We start from the raw sequence: 18,916 nt of genomic DNA, 5'->3' as shown, positions 1-18,916 counted from the left end.
CGAATGCATATGGTGTACGGCAACAGTGTTGAATCTTCAAAAAGTTCTGGATCACTCATGATCATCTCGTCTTCACAGTACCTCTCCGCTTTCGCGCATAGAAAACTACCTGCTTCTTTTGTCAGAGCTATGAAGCGCCACGCTGAGGAGAATAAAATCCCAGCTATCGCTACCCCTCTAAAACTCTTTGAGTGCTTTTGCGACGTCACAAGAATCAAGTTCGGCTACACTTCACTCTCACGAAAGAGGGTGCTGTTCAAAACTGTTCAAGGCTTTGTGGGCGCGTTGTTGTCAGACTCTTTCACAGAGGGCCACTCCCCCACAAAAGCCAACTGGGCCCAGAAATTCATTGATACACTTTCCCATCTTCGCAAAGAAGTTCCGGGAATGCCCGACATCACGGCAATCCCCGCAAATATCGACGCATGCAAAGAAGAATGGCGGAAATTATCAGAGAATAGTTATAAAAATCTTGACCCAAGCGCCGTTCGCTATTGGAGCAGCTGGCCTATTAAGGCCTCAACCGGAAGCCCGGCCTATTTGAAGCTATCAGAACTATGGCATTCCCACGGCCAAAAATTCACTGACGATCTCTATCAAGCCTGGAAGTCGTTCACAGGAAAAAGCGCCGTAGTTAGTACGACGGAGATTAACAGATTCTGTAAATTCCTCGCAGCAAATGCCAACACCTGGCCTGCCTCAACGTTTACCGACCCTATTGCCATCAAGCATCTTTTCATGAGCTATATGAGGGACTATTTTTCTCGCGATAACTCAAGAAATAGTCTGAGCCTAGTTCGGGGTTGGAATTCCTTCATCAGTAACATTGAAGGAGTTTTCATCGGGCCTGGACTGTGGGCTCGGCCTTTCACTTCTTTACCCAGGATTCAAACCCAGGCTACGACTGGCGCCAAACACAAACTGAAAGTAAATGATCATGGCGTAGAAGTCCAGAACCAACTGATCACTGAGATCCCCCTCCACATCACTGACAGTGAAGCAATTGAGCTTCTCTTTCACAAAGTTAATTACGACATTTCTGTTGTCCGCTGCTGGGCTTTGGCTGAATCTAAAAGCCTCTTTGAGCGGGCCCGTCGACGCACAGAGCTTGCCAAAATCGGGCAGCCGTACATTCCAGGTCAACCACGACCCACCAAGCGGGGGACATTACTTCAAGACCACTGTGCGACATTCGAGGTGAACGGATTCCCGAAATCACCTGTCGAGTTCAAGCGACAATATGGGCAAGACGCAAAACGAACCCCAATGGCACACGAGCTTGGAATCCCTACAGCTGGGACATTATTCCCATATCAATGCCTTTTGGTTTCCGAGCATCCAAAAATCACCACTAGATTCCTCATCAAGCTAGAGCTTTACAACCCACAAGGTGTGACCAGTGGTTTTCTCGCTACCGACAAGGGATATCAACTTATTGGATTCAAGGATCGCCGGGGTGCTAGCCTCAGTGAAATGAAAGTCGATTTGACTGATGATTCAGCCCGATGGATCAAAGAAGTCATTGAAATTACTCAGCCGCTACGGGATGAATTGCGAAAGAAAAATGATGACCGCTGGCGTTATTTGTTTCTTGATTGTGGAGAAGCATTTACCAATCCCGGGGAAACAACCAGACCATGGTCACCTTCGGCCCTGAAGAAACACCCCAAGCTAAGAGCCCGCCTGGAGCACCAATTTGCACCTCACATCCAGCTTCGCGATCAGGCACTTGTGGACTTCATTTCTAGGGTATCACTGTCGAGGCTGCGTGCTTCTTGCGGCGTAGCCGTTTACCTGAAGACCAAAGACGTGAAGGAAATGGCAAAGGCACTAGGGCACGCCAAGTATTCGGCGCAGTTGCTCGCCCACTATCTGCCTCAGTCCCTATTGGCCTTCTTCCAGTCAAGGTGGGTGAGAATTTTTCAGAAAGGAATGATCGTCCTTGCAATGGAAAAAAGCCCGTACATCTTAAAGGCAACGAGTTTTGAGAGCATGGATGAACTACACCGATTCTTGGAGAACCACGCGATTAAAGAGATTCCTGCGCACCTAGTAGATCCGGAAGGCGCCGAACAACGGCTCCCAACCGCAGCTGCAGGGTCGCGTGAAATTCATATTGGGGTGGGCGCCGGCAGCCTCACTGCCCTGCTTTCACTGGAGCTAGCAGTCAAACACGCCACGAGACCCTGCGAGGTGAGTGGAAAGGCGAAATACTGGGCAGAATTCGCCAGCGTCATCACCGCAGAAATCGAACGAGATAACGATGGCACCCTTCATGAGCACCTAGCGTTAGCCAAACAGCACTGCGACCCCTCGCGCATGGAGGGGCTCATCTATGACGCTGCTTAATATTTCCTCCCAATTCGAATATCTCGACAAATACTTTGCGGACAAAACTTCAATGTATCGCAATGCGGGATGGCTGATCAGCGCATTTGATGCCCCAATCTGGGAATACCAGCTTGGCACCAAGGGCGTAGCTATCATTGACTGGAACGTGACTCTGGAGGATGGTGGAAGCCTCCTGAGCCCTAAACATAAAGATCTTCTAGAAGGTCTCAAGCAATATCTAATCACCTCGACTAAAAATGCCTCTGACATGATCTCAGAAACAAACGCCATTTCTAGTCAGCGAACATTATTCGATTACACCGGCCGAATCATCGACCACCTGCTGCTCAATAGCAATTATTATCAACTGGCAACATTCGGCCTTGAAGGGCTAAATGAAAATCATCTCATTGCAATCCTTCAGAAAGCTGGCAAAGAAGATGCCGATAATTTCTTCGATTGGCAGCCCTCCGTTGGAAGCCTATGCATCAAACTCATTGAGTCTCTACCAAGAGAGCTACTTGAAGAAATCCTCAATAAACATCCGGCCATGCGCCTGGTAAGTTCTGAGCAAGAGGATGAAAATAGTCTCGGCATCGCTGTTTCGGACATCCCCTACGCCCGCGCCGCCCTCTATAACCAAGACCTACTACATAAATTTAATAAGCGCTGGCAAATCAAGGTCTCTTCAATCACCGAAATCATCTATGCAAAAACTCTTTTTGCTAAAAAGAGAAAGCGCCCCCCCATCGCTACCCTGTCCTATGGAGCGGAAAGCACGGGTAACCGCAGGGAGTGTCCAGCTGTCCGCGTAACAACAGGCTCCACTGAGCAAGCATCGACTAAACAATTTTCAACTTTCCAAATGGTGCTTCACAGGATCGGCACACTACATGAAACTGGAGTTCCTGCTCCGGCCCCTGATGATATCAACGCCATCCTGTCGTGCGAGGCAGACCTCGCCAAGCCGGGACGATACCGCACGCTACCCAGCGCGATTGCACTTGGCGCAGTGAGGGATGCCATTGAGTTTCATCTCAAAAATGGCGAGCATCTCATCAGCAGTTTCTGCAAACTTGCCATTCAAAGCGTGCGAACTGGTAAATCACCGCGGGCATTTCATGGCACTGCTCTGTCTAAGATTCTGCGAGCGCAAACCATTGAGCTAGGGGTGACGAAAGCGAGCTTGATGGATAGCGATGAAAAACGAGTGCGAGAGGACTATTTCTCCGAACTCCGGAGCAACGCGTCCTTGTCTGAACTCGTCCGCGTATATATTGGTAGCGTTCAAATCGTCGTAGGAGCCATGATGGCTCGACGATCCGGCGAGTTAATTGATCTCAAATGCTTAACCTGCCTTGACTCAACAGAGCAGTGGCTGTTGTTTTTGAACAGAAAAAGCACAACAAGCACTTTTGGCATTCGTAATATCCAGGCACGTCCCATTGAGCCAATCGCGGTAGAGATGATCAAGAGCCTGATCCGGATGCAAAAAGTCCTGAAGAGGATCGGTTATATCAAGGAGATGACGAGCCTATTTGCAGTCCCCTGCTCACGCGGTAGCCGAGGTTTCTACAGCTGCACCAGTGAGAACTTCAACAGAAGTCTCGACTATTTTTGCGATTATTTTCAAACTGCGAAAAATAATGTCGGGGAGCGCTACTACATCAGACAGCATCAACTCAGACGTTTTTTCGCTATGCTTTTCTACCACAGCAGCTCTTTTGGTGGACTCGAAACTCTCCAGTGGATGCTTGCGCACACCAATCGTCGCCACGTTTGGAACTATATCACGGAGAGCATGACGGGAGCGGAGTTGATGAGTTCTAAATCGCAGCATGTGGCTGAACAGATGCATCACAACGGTCTTGAAAGCTACGAGAACCTGAAACAATTCCTGAGAGGACGCTATGGGTCGGATGAATTTCTCCTGTGGGACATTGATGACCTTGAGGACGAAATCACCCACCTTCAGAAGGAAGGGTTGGTTGAGATTGACCCTGATTTCTTTGAAGATGAAAACGGCGAACAAATGCGCGTTGTTGTGAAAATTGTGGAGCACGCAGCATGACCATTGTTAAAATCAATTATCTGAAATTTTCAGGGTGAGTGATGAACAAAGTAACTGCTGCATATGAAAAAAATGCCAAGTCCTTACTGGCGCTGCGAGACCTCTTACAACTGGTCATTCGTCAACCAGCCCGCTTCGCGGAGAACGAAGAGCTCTTGAAGGCCCTGAATAGCCAAGGCGCCGTCGCTGCTTTTGAGATCGAATTCGAGGAGGATGGCGAACTCAAGCGCAAAGAGCGCATGAGCATTAATACACTCAAAGCCCACACGGCTAACGTGTTTGAGCTGGGCTTCGAGGGCTTTGATGCATTGCGGGTCGGCGCGGCGGATGCGATCACAGGCTTCAAGAATCGGAGCGAATCCTCGAACAAGAGGACAAAGGACGGCCTATCCAAGCGCGCTGCTGAACTTGAGACTCAACTGGAGCAGCATCAGATGATCAACATGCTGCTGCTCCAGGGCTTGTCCATAGCCATCGGCCAATTCCGTACCATCCGACAAGACGTTAAACCTGCGCTCCTAGAAAAGCGTGCCAAGGATGCGATCGAGACGCTCACTGCTCTTGTGGGCCTCAACCCTCCTCCGTTCAATAGCCTGCCTTCAGACACCCAAGCTGGCACTACTGGCGTTGCTGGCCAAGCCAAAAGGGAGGCCGACAGGAAGGTCACCGATTTGGACGACTACCGATAGTAGGCTCAGCCCTGAGGGCACCAGCCTAAAGCAGCAAGCACGAATGCTCCAGCTGAACCTGGCCAATTACTCACAGATAATGTCATGAAAAACCAAAAGACCCGAAAACTCTTTTCCGTCCTGCCTGACCTCAAGCTGTTCGGGCATCGTGCGCTGGGGAAGACCGAGATTAAAAATGCTGGCGGCCTGCCCTTCTTGACGTGGCCAAACGGCGCGCCCTGCTCAATCGCCAACCTGTACATGCTTGCCCTTCGTGACCGACCAGGTCGGGGCCGCAGCCAGGGGTTGTCGCGAGAAGGAGAGCAAGGCGGCACGATCGGTGTTTACGCTGCCAGGATCAGCCCACTGATACGCTTTTGTTTCGATGCGAAGCTGGACTTCATTCAGCTCAATGATCAACTGTTCTCCAAGCTCATCGAGGATCTGAGAGAAGAAAGGGCGCTAGATAATCCTGCGGTTCGCGTGCGGACTGAGACAACGTTGATAGACGTCGGCAGAGCGTGTATTGACTTTCTCCAGTTCGTTGGGCGGTTTTATGGCGAACCGCAATTTGTTTCCGAGAACGGCAGCATCCGCGTTACGGAGGAAGAGTTTCTGGTGACGACCAAAGGAGGGCGCACTGTTAAAAAAACTTTCCTGCATCACCATTCTCTTACCATTGCCGGTCGCCGCCATCACACTCGGGATCCGATTACGCTCGCTGACATCAAGGCGCTGAGAGCCGCTGTGAACAGCCTCAGTTCGTCAAGACACGTACAGCTCAGACGCAACATGATGCTGTCGCTGTATGAGCACACTGGCGCTAGGAGAGGCGAGATCGCTAACATCCGAGTGGATGACATCAAGAACGCCATGAGCATGAAGAGACCCATGCTGCGCTTGATCACGCTCAAGGTGGGGGGGCCATCGGAGCGCCTAATCCCCATTTCGCGTGCTGTGCTCACTGAAGCCAACAAATACATCAACATGGCCCGTAAAAAAACGATGCGACGCTACAAGGGCGGCAAGGATCACGGCTTCCTGATGGTGCAGGAAATCACAGGGAAGCCGCTGAGCAAGTACACGCTGACCTCCGAAATCAGCGCGCTTCGAAAACACGCGGAGATTGATCATCAGGCATGTGGCCACATGTTCCGTCATGCATTTATCACCAATCTCTTCGTACTGCTGATCAAGCGCCACAAGTTCAAGAACCAAGATGACTTCCGCAATACGTTGATCAATAGTGCCCACTTCATCGCGGAGGTGATGATGTGGACGGGTCAGCAGTCTGCATCTTCTGTTGAGCGTTACATCCACCTCGCCTTCGCCCAGATTGAAGGATATGCAGAAACGGTAGCTTCTGTGCATATCGTCCGAACCAACCGGATCTACGATCGCGCCGAAGAGGAGTTGCTCGATGAGCTGGATAAAGGAATCTCCATCCCTGAATACAAGATGCGCCTTCAGGAGCTGAAACGGCAGCGGGAAGAGGATTTGAAAGCTGGAGCTACAGGCGGAGATGAGTCGCTCGACGAGCTCAATAAAACGTTCTTTGAGGAGCAAGCGTGACCGTTCTCATCGGTCTGAGCATCTCAAGGCGGCAAGAGGGAGCTGATGAGATATCGTGGTGCGGGTGAGGGCTCTTCAAGGTGGCTACGACAACCTTACTGGCAGCTCCCTGCTAAAAGCGCTGCTGCAACGAACCGCCCTCACAATCAGCTCGCAAAGAATTCACAAACCGAGCTCCCTCGCGATTAGCTGGTCGCGATCCTCACCTGTCAGATGACCATCAAGCACCAGCCGCTTGAGCAGAACCTGATTGAAGTCTCGCCAGGCAAGCTGCGGCAAAGCGTCCACCTGCGGCCCCTCCTCTCTTTGCTCCTGCGACGCGGCGTAAAGCGCAGCGCCGAGCGCTGAGAGAGGTTCGAATACACTGGCCCCCGCCTCAAGCTCCGGGCTTTTTCGAGCGATCTTGCGCATGACGGGCGAGTACAGCTCGATAGCCGAGCTACCACCAATCCTCTCCCTGAAAATCCGATACAGCTCAAACCGGGAATAGTGCTTGCCCGCCAGGCGCCACAGCTCATCAAGCTTGCGTACTGAGAGTTTATCCCTGACGCCCGCTACGCTCACCAGCTCATAGATGGCATCAGGCACAACACAAGAAAACCAGGGAGGCGTACCGGTGCTCTCTCCACCCTCAGATAGGTCGTCCAGGTAGCTGGAAAGGACGTCCATGTAGTGGTCATAAAGCGTCTCGAATTGAGATTCGGAAATCGGTTGATGCATGCTTGTAATTGCTTCCAATAGCTCAGGGCAAGGCCCTCAGACCGTGCGAAACAGCCGTCAGACCTTGGTATCTACGTATCCGCACAGGCGGCCTCAGCACTCAGGCATCCCTAGATGCTAGCGACCCCCTGCGCCAACGAATACGCAAGCGGCAGCTTACTACAAGGTACGCTTCACGCCCTCGCCTTTACTCCTCCCACCACTTTGCAAGGCTCGACTCCAAACGCCAGGTCTTGGCGAACCGCTCAAGCAATTCGACCCTGCGAAGCTCCAGCTCTTCGAGTGTCCACTGAGGATAGCTACGCACTTCGTTGGTGAGGGTGAACGCACAGGTATCGCCAGAGGCGAAATACTTCATCTTCTTCCTGTCGAAGTCGTAGTTCTGCGCCGCAGAGTTTTTACGCGTGTTGAGCAGCACGAGGTTCGCCAGGGTGTGCACCCACGCTGCATGAGCATCAGTATCGGGAAACCACTGAGCCCACTGTGAACCAGGTGCGATGGTTTGGGGGCATACATGCTCAACCGAAATCACCGGATAGTTGTAATTGGCTGAACCATCAGTGGAAGCTTGCTCCAGACGAAGCAATAGTGGTTTGACGACCTTCGAGACCAGGTACACGTTGCCATCCAATGCGCTGAAAAGCATCGATGCCTCAGGCTGCTCAATCTTCAGTCCGCCGGAGCGCCCGCGCTGGGTGGAGCGAGCTTTCGGCTCAATGGGCGGGTCGATGTCGTCTAGTACATCAACATAGCGCGACATCCGCGCATTCACATCGGCGCGGGTCAGGAAGAGGAAATAGGCAAGCCTTTCGAGCTGGAACACAAACTCTAAGACGTCGATGTCGGCTCCACCATTGGACAGTCGCAAGCAAAGAAGCAGAGGGGGCAACCAGTCTCGGTTATCCAGACGTTCCAGTGAGCGCACCAGGTCAGCGCACTTGGGGCCGAAGCGCTTGCGTAGCTGCTGGTCATCCCGTGCCAACAGGAGCGCGTCAGCATAAGGTTCCAACACCGTATCGATGAATGCGCCTGGGTTATCGCGAAACACGGGGACATGAATTGCAAAACCGCTTTCAAGCGCAGACCGAGGCTTGTCACGCTCATGGAGCATGCGGATGTGAGTGAACAGGGCGCTGAATCTATCGCGGCCAAGTGCCGTTTCTACCTCTTCCCAGCGCTGAGAAAGGTACGACTCTTTTTCCACGCCTGCTCTCGCCAGCAGATCGGCTTTCAGGGTGTCAGTAGCCGAAAGATCGAGGCCTCGAGCATTCAAAACAGTGAAAATACGTCGCGCAGCTGTATCCGATGGCACTTCGACAACGACGAGATAGCAGTTCTGCAGCAGGAAGCGCAGCAGCTCATCACGCTCCTTCTCACCCATCGCGGTTAACCTGTCGCGAATGAGCTTGGCGTTCTCTACGATTCGTGCCTTTGAGTCTGTCAGACCATCCAGTGACGGGAGGTGATCAGTCACACCACGCTTCTGGATATGCTTCTCAAAAAAGCCCTGATCCTTAGGCCGCAACTGCAGACGCAGCGCCTCAGGGATGCCCTCATCATCATTGGCTACTTGCTTGATGTAGCGTTCGCGCTGCACTTGCTTCTCAGCGTCCGTCGTCAGGTCACGAATAACACTGAACAAGAGCGTCAGCGTGGTTAGCCGCTGCTGACCATCCACCACGCGCGATGCCGGATTTCCATGGGCTTTCACTAGGACGATGCTACCCAAAAAGTAGAATCCTCCTGCTGCGGAGTCTTGCGCCATGGCGTCTTTTAAGTCTGCCAATAGCTCCTCCGCCTGGGTCGCCTCCCAAGCATAAGGGCGCTGATACGCCGGGATAGTGAACGCATACTCTTTGGAAAAGACCTCCGCAACTTTCTTGTGTGCGGCCTCAATTCGCAACTGCGCAGCATCAAGCAAGTCAACCTCCTTTCTGGGCTTTCGCTCAACGTGTAATTACTGGCAAAAAATCCTGTCCAGCACAGCACTGAAACGCAGGCAAACCCGCGCGATAGCACTGTGCCACAAGTTGTGGCAATGCGCTAAATGAAGTCATCGTCGTAGCGTCCCCAGGGAGAATTAGACAGGCTCTAACCGCAAATGATACGCTTTGCTTATCGGTCGACCTGGATCGAGCGGCTGGCCAGCGAAGACGTAGTCACAGGTGCTTCACCCCTCCTCCTTGTACGCATTTCGACAATAGTCAGCGGACAGCCAGCACCCTGACGAGTATTGGAGAATTGCGATGCGCGTCCCCCTCACCCCTGCCGACCTGCTGCCCCAACACGGCTTTAAGCGACTTGCCAAAAATATTCGCCGAACCTGGCCTAGCACCCAGCAAATTACCGTGTCACAGTCATTAGAAGTTTTGGCCAGAGGCTTGGGCTACCGGGACTACCACGATGCGTATCAGTCAGTCGACGAGCTATCGGATGAGACTCAAGTACCCAGCGAGGATGAAGTCATTGCTCTTCTGTCAGGAGCTATAAGCGAAAGGCTGTCTCGCGACCAAGCGATCACTCCAGTGACTCTCACAATTGAACCGCTTGTGAGGTCGCTGCCCCTGAACGTGCTAAAAGCTCTCAGTCATCTCCCTGATGCTACTTCCACCCCAGAGACTCCTCATCAGCCAGGCCGCGACGCCTCAACTCACCTAGGGCGCACACTCCTCAAAATGCGGGAATCTCGCTCTATCGAGCGTAGAGAAGGTATGGCTGGTAAATACACGTGGCCCGACAGAATAAAGCCACTGACGCCGCACGAGCTGTTTGTTATCAAGAGTGCGTTGGTGAAGTCAGGCGATTTACGCGGTCTCGCCCTGTTTGAATTACTGATGTCAGGGTTACGGTTGGGTGAGATTCAGTATGGCCTCGTCAGCGCAGAGGGTGCCAGGTGCCCTGTGGGCAAGAAATTTACCGGAGGTGCTTACCAACTCATCATGTCCAAGGAGGTATCGGCGTACGCGGTAGCCAGTAAGCTAGGGCCTGGCTCTTACCTCTTCCCATCGAAACGTGATCCGAAGCAACCGATGCAGTCGCACCGGATAAGCACGTTGATCCATAAGTGGGGCCCAGATGCTGGGCTTGATCGTAAGATCACTTGGCTGGAGGTGCGGCGATCAATATCCATGCCGGAAACGCTCAAGGAACTGCGTGGAATGCTAGATCGCCAGTAGTGAGCCGGGGCTCGCAAGAGCCCCTTCTTTCGTGAGTTCTACTGTTCATCATGCCTATCGAGCACGAAGCACCCGACGATCAGTGCCATTGATTGAGGTAGCTACCAGGATCCAGTTTGCCGCTCTGGCGCGCAATAATTACCAGAGTCATCGCCCAGACCCGGCAGATAACCTGTTTGCAGTTGCTGAGCGGCTGAGGCGCCAGAAAAATCAGGACAAGGCAGCGCCGCTCACCCCTGAGTCACCTTGATACCAGCCCGCTCAGGGGTAGCCTTTCTCACCAGGATTGGGCAGCCTTGCTTCCACCATGGCAAAGCCAGGCAATTACAAGCAGGTCAGACAGGATCGGTTATCAGCAAAGATCGATCTTGGCAGGCTAAATAAATCACACACACCTAGACCGTAATACCTGCGAGCAGAACCCACCGCCGCACCTCAGCATGCCCTGCTCCCCCACTCGAATACGTTTTTCATTACAAGCTTCTACCCAACTCCACCCTTCCCCGCCATGGATCACTTCGATTCGAACCAGCACCGATTCGCTGGCCTAAAAGCTATACACCTATGGAATCCGGCCTATCTAGTCACTCCATAGGGCATGCCGTATCTTGTAGCGGCACGGTGCCACCTCCTCACCCTATTCTCGTAAGTCCGAGCGAGAGATCAGGAGGAGCCGAAAGGAATCCCATCACATGAAGATTTGCAGTCTGCGGATCAGCGGTTTTCAGTCGTTTGGACAAGACGTCGCTGACATAACCTTCGACGGCGTTACATACCTTCTAGGGCCAAACGGTTCCGGGAAGACTGCAACTCTGCAGGCATTGGCGCGCATGTTTGGTTTCGAGCCAGGCCTACGTCGCCTGCGTCGATCAGATTTCCATGTCCCCTTGAACGAGCAGGAAATACCCGCTCAGCGCTCGCTCTGGATTGAGGCGGACTTCACGTTCGACGAAACGCTCGATGATGAGGAAGACGACACAGTACCGCCATTTTTCACGCAAATGACGCTACAGGCGGCTGACGGGGTTCCCCGTATTCGCTACCGCCTGGAAGGCGTTCTCCACGCTGATGGCGAGGTAGAGGAGCGTTTACTCTACGTGACCCGGATGGACGAGCATGGGCAGCCCACGACGCTCAAGCCCGTTGCGAAGCGTGAACGAGACGAGATACACGTTCATTACCTACCTGCTCGCCGGGATCCTGCTGATCATATTGCCTTTGGTGCTAGCGCGCTTTTAGGCCGCCTCCTTCGAGCCGTCAACTGGAGCGATGACCGGGACTCAATCAAGCAGCTAACTGAGCAAATCACTGACTGCTTGTCGGAAAACGAGTCGATCAAGACCTTGAGCACTAGCCTAAGTGGTGCATGGCAACGTCTTCACAAGGGCGACTTCTTCGCAAATCCATCTCTTACCTTCGCGAACTCTGAAATAGAGGCCATCCTGCGGCACCTCTCGATCTCCTTCACGCCTGGCCATGGTGAAAGCCACGTGGATTACGCAAGGCTCAGTGACGGACAGAAATCGATGCTGTACCTCTCCCTCGTTCTCACATCCCTGACCATTGGCCGCGACGTCAGATCAGGACAGAACACCTCGTTCGATCCCCTCAAACTAAAGCCTGCTGCCTATACGATTCTGGCGGTCGAAGAACCCGAGAACAGCCTGTCTCCTCATTACCTGGGGCGTATCGTGAGCTCCCTAAAATCATCCGTGGGTGTGGACGCACAAGCATTGATCGCCACGCAGGCCCCGTCGATGCTCAGACGAGTTGAACCTGACCAGATTAGGTACCTGCGTCTGAATTCAAAGCGCGAAACGGATGTATCGACCATCGTGCTCCCAGACAAGCGCAGCGACGCATACAAGTTCGTCAGAGAAGCTGTCCAAGCCTTCCCCGAACTCTATTTCGCACGCCTGGTGGTGCTCGGTGAAGGCGACAGTGAAGAGATCGTGCTGCCTCGCATTCTTCAAGCCAAGGGAGCTCCCGTTGATGAGTACGCTGTGGCGATCGCTCCGCTGGGAGGCCGGCATGTGAATCACTTCTGGCGACTGCTGAACGCGCTAGGTACTCCTCATATCACACTGCTCGACCTCGATGTGGGTCGCCATCAAGGTGGCTGGGGCCGTGTGAACTACATACGTGACCAACTCGACAGGTTTGATCCCGCGCGTAACATCCCCAGTGATTGGGAGCGCCTTGCCTGGGATAATCCTCAATATCTGATAAGGAGTGCGCACTGTTTCCCAAATGGCAACGAAGGCCCAACAAGCATATTTGCGGAGCTGGAAAAACGAGACGTGTTTTTCTCGGATCCACTGGATCTGGATTTCGCGATGCTCAAAGCGTTTCCCGATGCTTTTGGTGCCGAGCGTTCAGCCCCTACACCGCACGATCACGTAACCGTCCTTGGCAAGAGCCATTTCAATCCGGGGCAGTACGATGCTGATGAGCAGCAACTCTTCGCGGCCTACCACAAGCTGTTCAAGCTCAGCAGTAAGCCTGCAGCTCACTTGGATGCGCTGGGCAACCTTACTGACGCGGAGCTGTTGGCCTCGCTTCCACCGTCCCTTAATCGGCTAGCAGACCGGCTCAAAGCCAAGCTCGAGGAATCTCCCGAGTGATTTCTCATGATCAATGGGCTCCCTCGCCTGGCGTGCGCTTGGAGAAAAATGCATGGAGCGTGGTTCGCGAGCTTGATCGGTCGATCTTGCTTACCGCGGGGCCAGGCGCCGGCAAGACCGAGGTGCTGGCCCAACGTGCCGATTACCTTTTGCGAACCAACAGCTGCCGCTTCCCCAAGCGAATCCTTGCGGTGTCGTTCAAGACAGATGCCAGTCGTAACCTGAAGGAGAGGATTCAGCTCCGCTGTGGCTGGAACTTCGCATCACGCTTCGACAGTGTGACGTTCCATGGCTTCGCAAAACGGATCATCGATAAATTCCTCCCCATCATTGCGGAGGAAGGCTTAAGTCCGGATTACGCAATTGGCGCAGAGGCCATTCCAGGCAAGCAGATCACCTTCAAGCAGCTTCTGCCCCTCGCCATCAAGATCATTCAGCGCAGCGAGGTTGCCCGGAACGCAATCCGCAAAACCTACGCGCATGTGTTCCTGGACGAGTTCCAGGATTGCACCGCTGACCAGTATGAGCTCATCAAGCTGCTCTTCCTCGGTACCGGCATCCACCTCACCGCAGTCGGAGATCGCAAGCAAATGATCATGGGGTGGGCGGGAGCGCTGGAGGGCATCTTCAAGACGTATGCGACTGACTTCGATGCCCTTCCCCTCCACCTATACGCGAATTTCAGATCGAAGCCCAATCTGCTGCGCGTTCAGAATGAAATCATCCGTGAAATTGACCCCGCAGCAGTGACGCCGGCAGAGCTGATCTCGGGTGATGAGGGGGAGGTCTTGGCGGTTCATTTCCAGCATTCTTCACAAGAAGCGATGGTGCTGGCTGACAACATTCGCCAGTGGATCGAAGCGGGAGTTCCACCGCGAGAAATCGCAATATTGATGCCTCGCCAAGTTGACGATTACGGCTCGGCCCTGATGGCGGAGCTTGCCAGCCGGGGCATTGCTGCACGGAACGACAGCGAGCTGCAGGACTTGCTAAAAGAGCCTGCAGCCCGGCTGATAATTGACTACCTCACCTGCTTGTATGGCAAAGGCCAGTCGGATGCCTGGGCGCGTCTGATGGACTTGTTCACCCCCTATGAGGAGGCCAGTCGTGACCACCTTCACAGGTTGTTTGAAACGACATATCGCGCCCATGTGCGCCAAGTTAAGGCCGCGGCTAAAACCACCTCGCCCTATGAGGCCTGGTGGACTCTCTCAAGCAGCTTCCTCAAGGACGTAGGCTATCCGATTCTAACGGCGCTTTCTGGAGACTACGAGTCGAAGCCGCGCCTGCGTGAAATTCTGCGCGAAGTCCGAGATAGGATCGGAGCGCTCCTCGTCAGCGAGAACACCATTCCCGGTGCGCTCGCCCGGCTGTCAGACGACCAGGCCGTACGCTTTCTCACAATCCACAAAAGCAAGGGGCTTGAGTTTCACACGGTCATCATTCTCGGGGTCGAAACCCAGGCATTCTGGGGCAAGCTTGCGGAGGAACGCTGCGTCTATTTTGTAGGCGTTTCACGTGCCAAAGAACGACTTTTGATCACAACAGCAGAGCACCGAGCGAAGCCCAAGGGCGCGGGTCGCTGGACAGAGCACCGCACTCCTCATGGCGAGTTCGTCTCTCAAGTGACAAGGCATCTTACGGGCCGGTTATAGGCTCTCGGGGCAACATTTGTGATGCGACTCATAAACTGGGCGCAGCTCAATCCAGACGAGGCTCACACTGCCCTGTACTTGAGAAACGTTTTCTGATACTGTATGCACATACAGCATAAGTCACAGGTTCCACATGCTCGCTCAACAAACCAAGCTGATCACCATTCCCGAGTGGTATCACCTCCTCCAAGACACCGATGCGCTGATCAGCGAACCCACGAAGCATCATCGAGAACTGTTGCACCAGGCATACGCGCTGCGTGATGCACACGCCGTGGATGCGGAAACGCTAGCGAAAATGCTTGAGTTGGCGGAAGAAGCACTGGTGTATGCAAACGAGGCAAACCTTAGCGCTCAGTGTTGATCAGTGGCTGTCATTGGGTTGACCGGACGCGGAGGTGCTCTTGGCTTCCCGGCGCAGCGCGTCTGCATTCTCCCACTAAAGGCTACCTCTATACGGCTAACTGAAGCGCCGGTCATCACCGCGTTGCTCACGTCTGGGCGAGTGATGGCCGGTCTGTTGACCCTCGTCCCCTGAAAGCTCTAGTACCCAGGCAAGCCCTCGGATAAAGCGGGCGTAACCATCTCAACATGAATATGGCCTTTTCACGGTATGAATTAACAAGTGGAAAGGCATTTCGATGCTGATAGGTACCTGAGAATCTCGTTGGGATTTCGGCGAGAGCTTCATCACAACGAGACCGGACAGCGTCGGCGGTAGATATCTGGGCTGAGAAGCGTCAGCGTCTGCGGGTCGCCAAACCATCTGGCAATTTCCAATCGGCACAGCACTGGGAAAAGAACAGTAAACGCAGCGAGCCGCGCCCTGTACAAATTGGAGGCAAGGTCTAGGCTCACACCGAGGTTGAGCGTTTATTGCGCATGATCAAACGCTGCCAGAAAGTTGGTGGTTTTCTACCCATTGCATCACGTGTTTGAGGCCAACCTGCCGCGCCGTGTCCACATAGTCATACAGCTCACTGTCGACCCGAGTTACAGGCAACATAATTTCTTGACCCTGAAGCACCTCTATCGCAACCGCCCAGCGCGGCGAACTAAATTCACTGCCCACACCCAGTAAATGCACGAACATCTGGTAAGAATCGTTTGCGTACGAAAATTTGTGAGGAATTCGAATAGGGGCAGCTTCAAGAGAGACTTCTGGGACATCGAAGTATGCCTGTTCAGGCGAAGGCGAGTGCCCAGAGTTCATCACTCTTCGCCTCCTTGCTTTATGTCTAACTTCCTCTCGTGGCGCGCCTGCTGCTGAGCCCGCTGCAAAGCGATTATCAGCCCATCGATTTGTTCATCATCAAAAACAAGCAGTTGCTGAGTATCTTCCTGAATCTGCCGAATACAGATTTTGAAACCGCCAGTTACAAAGACTTCCGCGCCATATTGTAAAATCAGATGATTGTTCATCACGCCCCCTTGATAGCGTTATCTTGTGATCGAGTAGAGTCTCGGCGAGCCAATACTCACAGGGATCCAACAGCGACTTCGGTAGGCGACCTAAACCAAATCAAGGATCTCCAGCCGCTGATTTCAAATGAGCAACGGTTTGTCGTCGCTGCAAGCCTAACAACACTCGGCACAGAGCGGTTAAATGAGGAAACTCAAGCAGCATGCCTATTATCAAACTGGCGTAGATCAGCGGCTGGCCCGGGAGCGCCACCATGGTCACAGCGAGCATTAGCGGTGCGTTACGAGCTGCAGTGGTCATGCTCAGCAATGCATGCTCAGGGTACCGGAAATGTAGCAGACGACTGAGCCCTTCTCCCATCAAAAAGGTGAGTACGAAGAAGATGAAGACTGCGACGAGTGCTTTGGCAAACACGCCACTGTGCAAAAGGATTACGTCGATGTTAGCGGCAAATATCTCCATCACCAGCAGCCCCATTACCCAAGGCAGCCCCTGATCAATGTGCGACAGAAGTTTCTGAAACCGTATTGTGCCTAGTCGGGCACGTAAAAATTTATGCGCAGATAACGCGACCATCAGCGGCGCCAAAAACCATTGAAACAGCGTGGTACCAATGACGCCTGGATCTACGGTGACCGCATGCTGCGCGAAGAGAATCATATATAGTGGGTAAAGCAGCAGCTGCAAGGTCATATTTATCGGGATCAGCGCTGAACCGAGCGCAACATTACCTTCGGACAGCCGAGTAAACCCCAAAAACCAATCGGTACAAGGCGACATAAAATAGATGACCAAGCCAACGAACACCAGGGGTTGCGAGCCTAGGAAGAACGTTGCTACACCATAACCAATCAACGGTACAATGACGAAGTTTGCTACCAAAGCTGCAAGCATGAACGGCCAATGCTTTTTTACCTCCAGCAATGCATCCAAGCGTACGCTGAAAAACAGAGAACCTACCAACAGTAACAGTGTGTAATCCACCTGCTGGCCCAGCCATTTTCCTGCGATTGGCGCACTACTGCCCGCCGCGGCACCGATCACGATGGAGCACAGCAAAATGATGGTAGCCAAACTCGCGCCCAGTGGCATTGGGGAGGAGAACACCGTCTTCAACATGCGCAACCCTCGCAGCATTCAGGATTGCCAAAAGGGCCCCAAGTGCCGCTAGTCAATATCTGCGCAGTGCAGTCAAGCTCTAAACGCCTAGCGATCTCGCGCGCAATACCGTCAAACCGTTGTCGAAATTTGTAGATGAAGCAATAAATCATCGCGTCATGGCGAACCTGCGGGCCGACCAGAAATAGGCCAGGCGTGCGCAAGGACTCATCATTTTCACTCAGTCGAATGCGCCCTGCTTCATCCCACGACCAATGTTCAGCAATCTGTCGCGCACCACCGCCCTTGACGAAACCAGTTCCCAGTATCGGTGGAGTCTGGCTGTCCCAGTAACGGCCATCACCAGCATGGACACGGACACCCCCTTGGTTATCGCAGCTTACTTCGACGACATCGACCCCGTAGACGACTTCCAGTGCACCAGCGTCTTCCATCACACGCAAGCGCTCGCGGCTATATGGCGATAAAACTTGGCTAGGATCATCTACATCGGGCAGATCCCAAGTCTTCCGACGTACGAGCAGGCGCACCCCATGATTGTGCTGTAGGAGGTTGAATGCAGCATCTACTCCACTTTCGTAGCCGCCGATGACTGTAAAATGGCCTGGTTCCATGTCCCGCCAATCTGTCACGCTTGCATAATGCAGGCACCATTGCGCGCCCGGAAAAGGCTTGAGATCAGGGAATTGGTACTCGCCACAAGCCCAGATCAGGAACTTTGTATCGTAGTCACCCTGCTCGGTCGTCAATCGGAAGCGGTGATCTGCGGTTGACGCGACTTCATGTACCTCGCAGTCACAGCTCACTGCCAACTGCGCAGTCTCTACAACCGACCTCAAGTAATCTGCGTACTGCAGACCGCTCAAATGCTCTGTACCGGCAGACAAAGCAGGTGAACTGATTGGATCAACTGCATTCAGGTCAGCCAGGCCAAAAGGACTGCTGTAGAAGGAGGGGGTTATGAAACGCGTCTGGGTGGGCCACAGACGGAACGACTCACCGAGCTGCCCACGCTCCAGCACCTCACACTCCAGCCCACGAACTTGCTGCAGTGCCATGGCCATGCCAATGCCCGCTGGCCCGGCGCCTACAATTACCACGTCAACGCTGCGCATGAGTATCCTCTGGAAGGCTGAGCCGTTTTTAAGCCAGCCCGCGTCCTATCGTTGGCTGCAGGTCTCTCCGTCAGCCACTCTTGAGATGATCCAAAGGGCGAAAAACCTCCCGCAAACGCAAGCGATCAGACCCTGTGAAATAAGATCAATTGGCACGTTATAACATATCAATTCACGCTTATCATCCATTCAGGGTGCGCAACATTGGCACCGTACAGAAACCAGCCGTCACACCCGAAAAGGTACCAAGCCGCCACCTCTTCCTAAGCGCGGCATGAAAACCTACGCAACCCGCGTGCGATCGCTTGCATTCCCTGGGGCCTGACAAGGCGCGAGAATCCCTGTGGTACTCTCCAATGCTCTAGATCTGGGTTTTCTGCTGCTGCAGGTATGGACTGCCCCACAAAAGTTGGACACCTATCCAATTTTTGAGGTGTTCACA

13 protein-coding genes are annotated in these 18,916 nt (G+C 53.3%); 7 read left to right on the top strand and 6 right to left on the bottom strand.

Going from position 1 to position 18,916, the window contains the following annotated elements; genetic code table 11:
- Positions 1–57: 57 nt before the first annotated feature.
- The 4 genes from IAE33_RS19145 (at position 58) to IAE33_RS19130 (ending at position 6,642) form a co-directional block, all read left to right on the top strand.
- Complete coding sequence (locus IAE33_RS19145; protein ID WP_201164669.1) at positions 58–2,349, top strand: hypothetical protein; 2,292 nt, start codon at positions 58–60, stop codon at positions 2,347–2,349.
- On the top strand, positions 2,336–4,402 hold the full coding sequence (locus IAE33_RS19140) for an integrase (RefSeq protein WP_201164668.1): 2,067 nt from the start codon (positions 2,336–2,338) through the stop codon (positions 4,400–4,402). The genes IAE33_RS19145 and IAE33_RS19140 overlap by 14 nt, the downstream gene beginning before the upstream one ends.
- Positions 4,403–4,443: 41 nt before the next feature.
- On the top strand, positions 4,444–5,091 hold the full coding sequence (locus tag IAE33_RS19135; RefSeq protein ID WP_201164667.1) for a hypothetical protein: 648 nt from the start codon (positions 4,444–4,446) through the stop codon (positions 5,089–5,091).
- An 84-nt stretch (positions 5,092–5,175) separates the two neighbouring features.
- Positions 5,176–6,642: a tyrosine-type recombinase/integrase gene (locus IAE33_RS19130; RefSeq protein ID WP_201164666.1), complete on the top strand. Its 1,467-nt coding sequence runs from the start codon at positions 5,176–5,178 to the stop codon at positions 6,640–6,642.
- A 162-nt stretch (positions 6,643–6,804) separates the two neighbouring features.
- Here the strand turns inward: IAE33_RS19130 and IAE33_RS19125 are convergent, their stop codons facing one another.
- Together IAE33_RS19125 and IAE33_RS19120 are read right to left on the bottom strand one after the other, a co-directional pair.
- Positions 6,805–7,362 carry a hypothetical protein gene (locus IAE33_RS19125; protein ID WP_201164665.1) on the bottom strand — a complete coding sequence of 186 codons (558 nt, stop codon included), beginning with the start codon at positions 7,360–7,362 and terminating at the stop codon, positions 6,805–6,807.
- 187 nt (positions 7,363–7,549) lie between these two features.
- Complete coding sequence (locus tag IAE33_RS19120) at positions 7,550–9,283, bottom strand: DUF262 domain-containing protein (protein ID WP_201164664.1); 1,734 nt, start codon at positions 9,281–9,283, stop codon at positions 7,550–7,552.
- Positions 9,284–11,230: 1,947 nt separating this feature from the next.
- Between IAE33_RS19120 and IAE33_RS19115 the strand changes: the two genes are divergently transcribed.
- From IAE33_RS19115 to IAE33_RS19105, 3 genes are all read left to right on the top strand, one after another.
- On the top strand, positions 11,231–13,162 hold the full coding sequence (locus IAE33_RS19115) for an ATP-dependent nuclease (RefSeq protein ID WP_201164663.1): 1,932 nt from the start codon (positions 11,231–11,233) through the stop codon (positions 13,160–13,162).
- A complete protein-coding gene (locus IAE33_RS19110; protein ID WP_201164662.1) occupies positions 13,159–14,817 on the top strand; it encodes a UvrD-helicase domain-containing protein in 1,659 nt (552 codons plus the stop codon). The genes IAE33_RS19115 and IAE33_RS19110 overlap by 4 nt, the downstream gene beginning before the upstream one ends.
- 133 nt (positions 14,818–14,950) lie before the next feature.
- Complete coding sequence (locus tag IAE33_RS19105; RefSeq protein WP_201164661.1) at positions 14,951–15,181, top strand: hypothetical protein; 231 nt, start codon at positions 14,951–14,953, stop codon at positions 15,179–15,181.
- A gap of 522 nt (positions 15,182–15,703) precedes the next feature.
- Here IAE33_RS19105 and IAE33_RS19100 read toward each other — a convergent pair.
- From IAE33_RS19100 to IAE33_RS19085, 4 genes are all read right to left on the bottom strand, one after another.
- On the bottom strand, positions 15,704–16,030 hold the full coding sequence (locus tag IAE33_RS19100; RefSeq protein ID WP_201164660.1) for a hypothetical protein: 327 nt from the start codon (positions 16,028–16,030) through the stop codon (positions 15,704–15,706).
- Complete coding sequence (locus tag IAE33_RS19095; protein WP_201164659.1) at positions 16,030–16,239, bottom strand: hypothetical protein; 210 nt, start codon at positions 16,237–16,239, stop codon at positions 16,030–16,032. The genes IAE33_RS19100 and IAE33_RS19095 overlap by 1 nt, the downstream gene beginning before the upstream one ends.
- 100 nt (positions 16,240–16,339) lie before the next feature.
- Positions 16,340–17,359 (bottom strand): arsenic resistance protein, encoded by a 1,020-nt coding sequence (locus tag IAE33_RS19090; protein ID WP_201164658.1) that lies wholly within the window; start codon positions 17,357–17,359, stop codon positions 16,340–16,342.
- On the bottom strand, positions 17,353–18,474 hold the full coding sequence (locus IAE33_RS19085) for an NAD(P)/FAD-dependent oxidoreductase (protein ID WP_201164657.1): 1,122 nt from the start codon (positions 18,472–18,474) through the stop codon (positions 17,353–17,355). The genes IAE33_RS19090 and IAE33_RS19085 overlap by 7 nt, the downstream gene beginning before the upstream one ends.
- Between the last annotated feature and the right edge of the window lie 442 nt (positions 18,475–18,916).

The sequence above is a fragment of the Pseudomonas sp. S60 genome, from assembly GCF_016647865.1.
GTDB lineage: Bacteria > Pseudomonadota > Gammaproteobacteria > Pseudomonadales > Pseudomonadaceae > Aquipseudomonas > Aquipseudomonas parafulva.
The sequence above is the reverse complement of the archived record's forward strand: the minus strand, read 5'-3'. Positions and strand labels throughout refer to the sequence as shown.

Coding starts and splice junctions, on each gene's coding strand:
- IAE33_RS19115 (WP_201164663.1), top strand. CDS start 11,231: ATGAAGATTTGCAGTCTGCGGATCAGCGGTTTTCAGTCGTTTGGACAA.
- IAE33_RS19085 (WP_201164657.1), bottom strand. CDS start 18,474: ATGCGCAGCGTTGACGTGGTAATTGTAGGCGCCGGGCCAGCGGGCATT.
- IAE33_RS19090 (WP_201164658.1), bottom strand. CDS start 17,359: ATGTTGAAGACGGTGTTCTCCTCCCCAATGCCACTGGGCGCGAGTTTG.
- IAE33_RS19105 (WP_201164661.1), top strand. CDS start 14,951: ATGCTCGCTCAACAAACCAAGCTGATCACCATTCCCGAGTGGTATCAC.
- IAE33_RS19100 (WP_201164660.1), bottom strand. CDS start 16,030: ATGAACTCTGGGCACTCGCCTTCGCCTGAACAGGCATACTTCGATGTC.
- IAE33_RS19140 (WP_201164668.1), top strand. CDS start 2,336: ATGACGCTGCTTAATATTTCCTCCCAATTCGAATATCTCGACAAATAC.
- IAE33_RS19095 (WP_201164659.1), bottom strand. CDS start 16,239: ATGAACAATCATCTGATTTTACAATATGGCGCGGAAGTCTTTGTAACT.
- IAE33_RS19130 (WP_201164666.1), top strand. CDS start 5,176: ATGAAAAACCAAAAGACCCGAAAACTCTTTTCCGTCCTGCCTGACCTC.
- IAE33_RS19145 (WP_201164669.1), top strand. CDS start 58: ATGATCATCTCGTCTTCACAGTACCTCTCCGCTTTCGCGCATAGAAAA.
- IAE33_RS19125 (WP_201164665.1), bottom strand. CDS start 7,362: ATGCATCAACCGATTTCCGAATCTCAATTCGAGACGCTTTATGACCAC.
- IAE33_RS19135 (WP_201164667.1), top strand. CDS start 4,444: ATGAACAAAGTAACTGCTGCATATGAAAAAAATGCCAAGTCCTTACTG.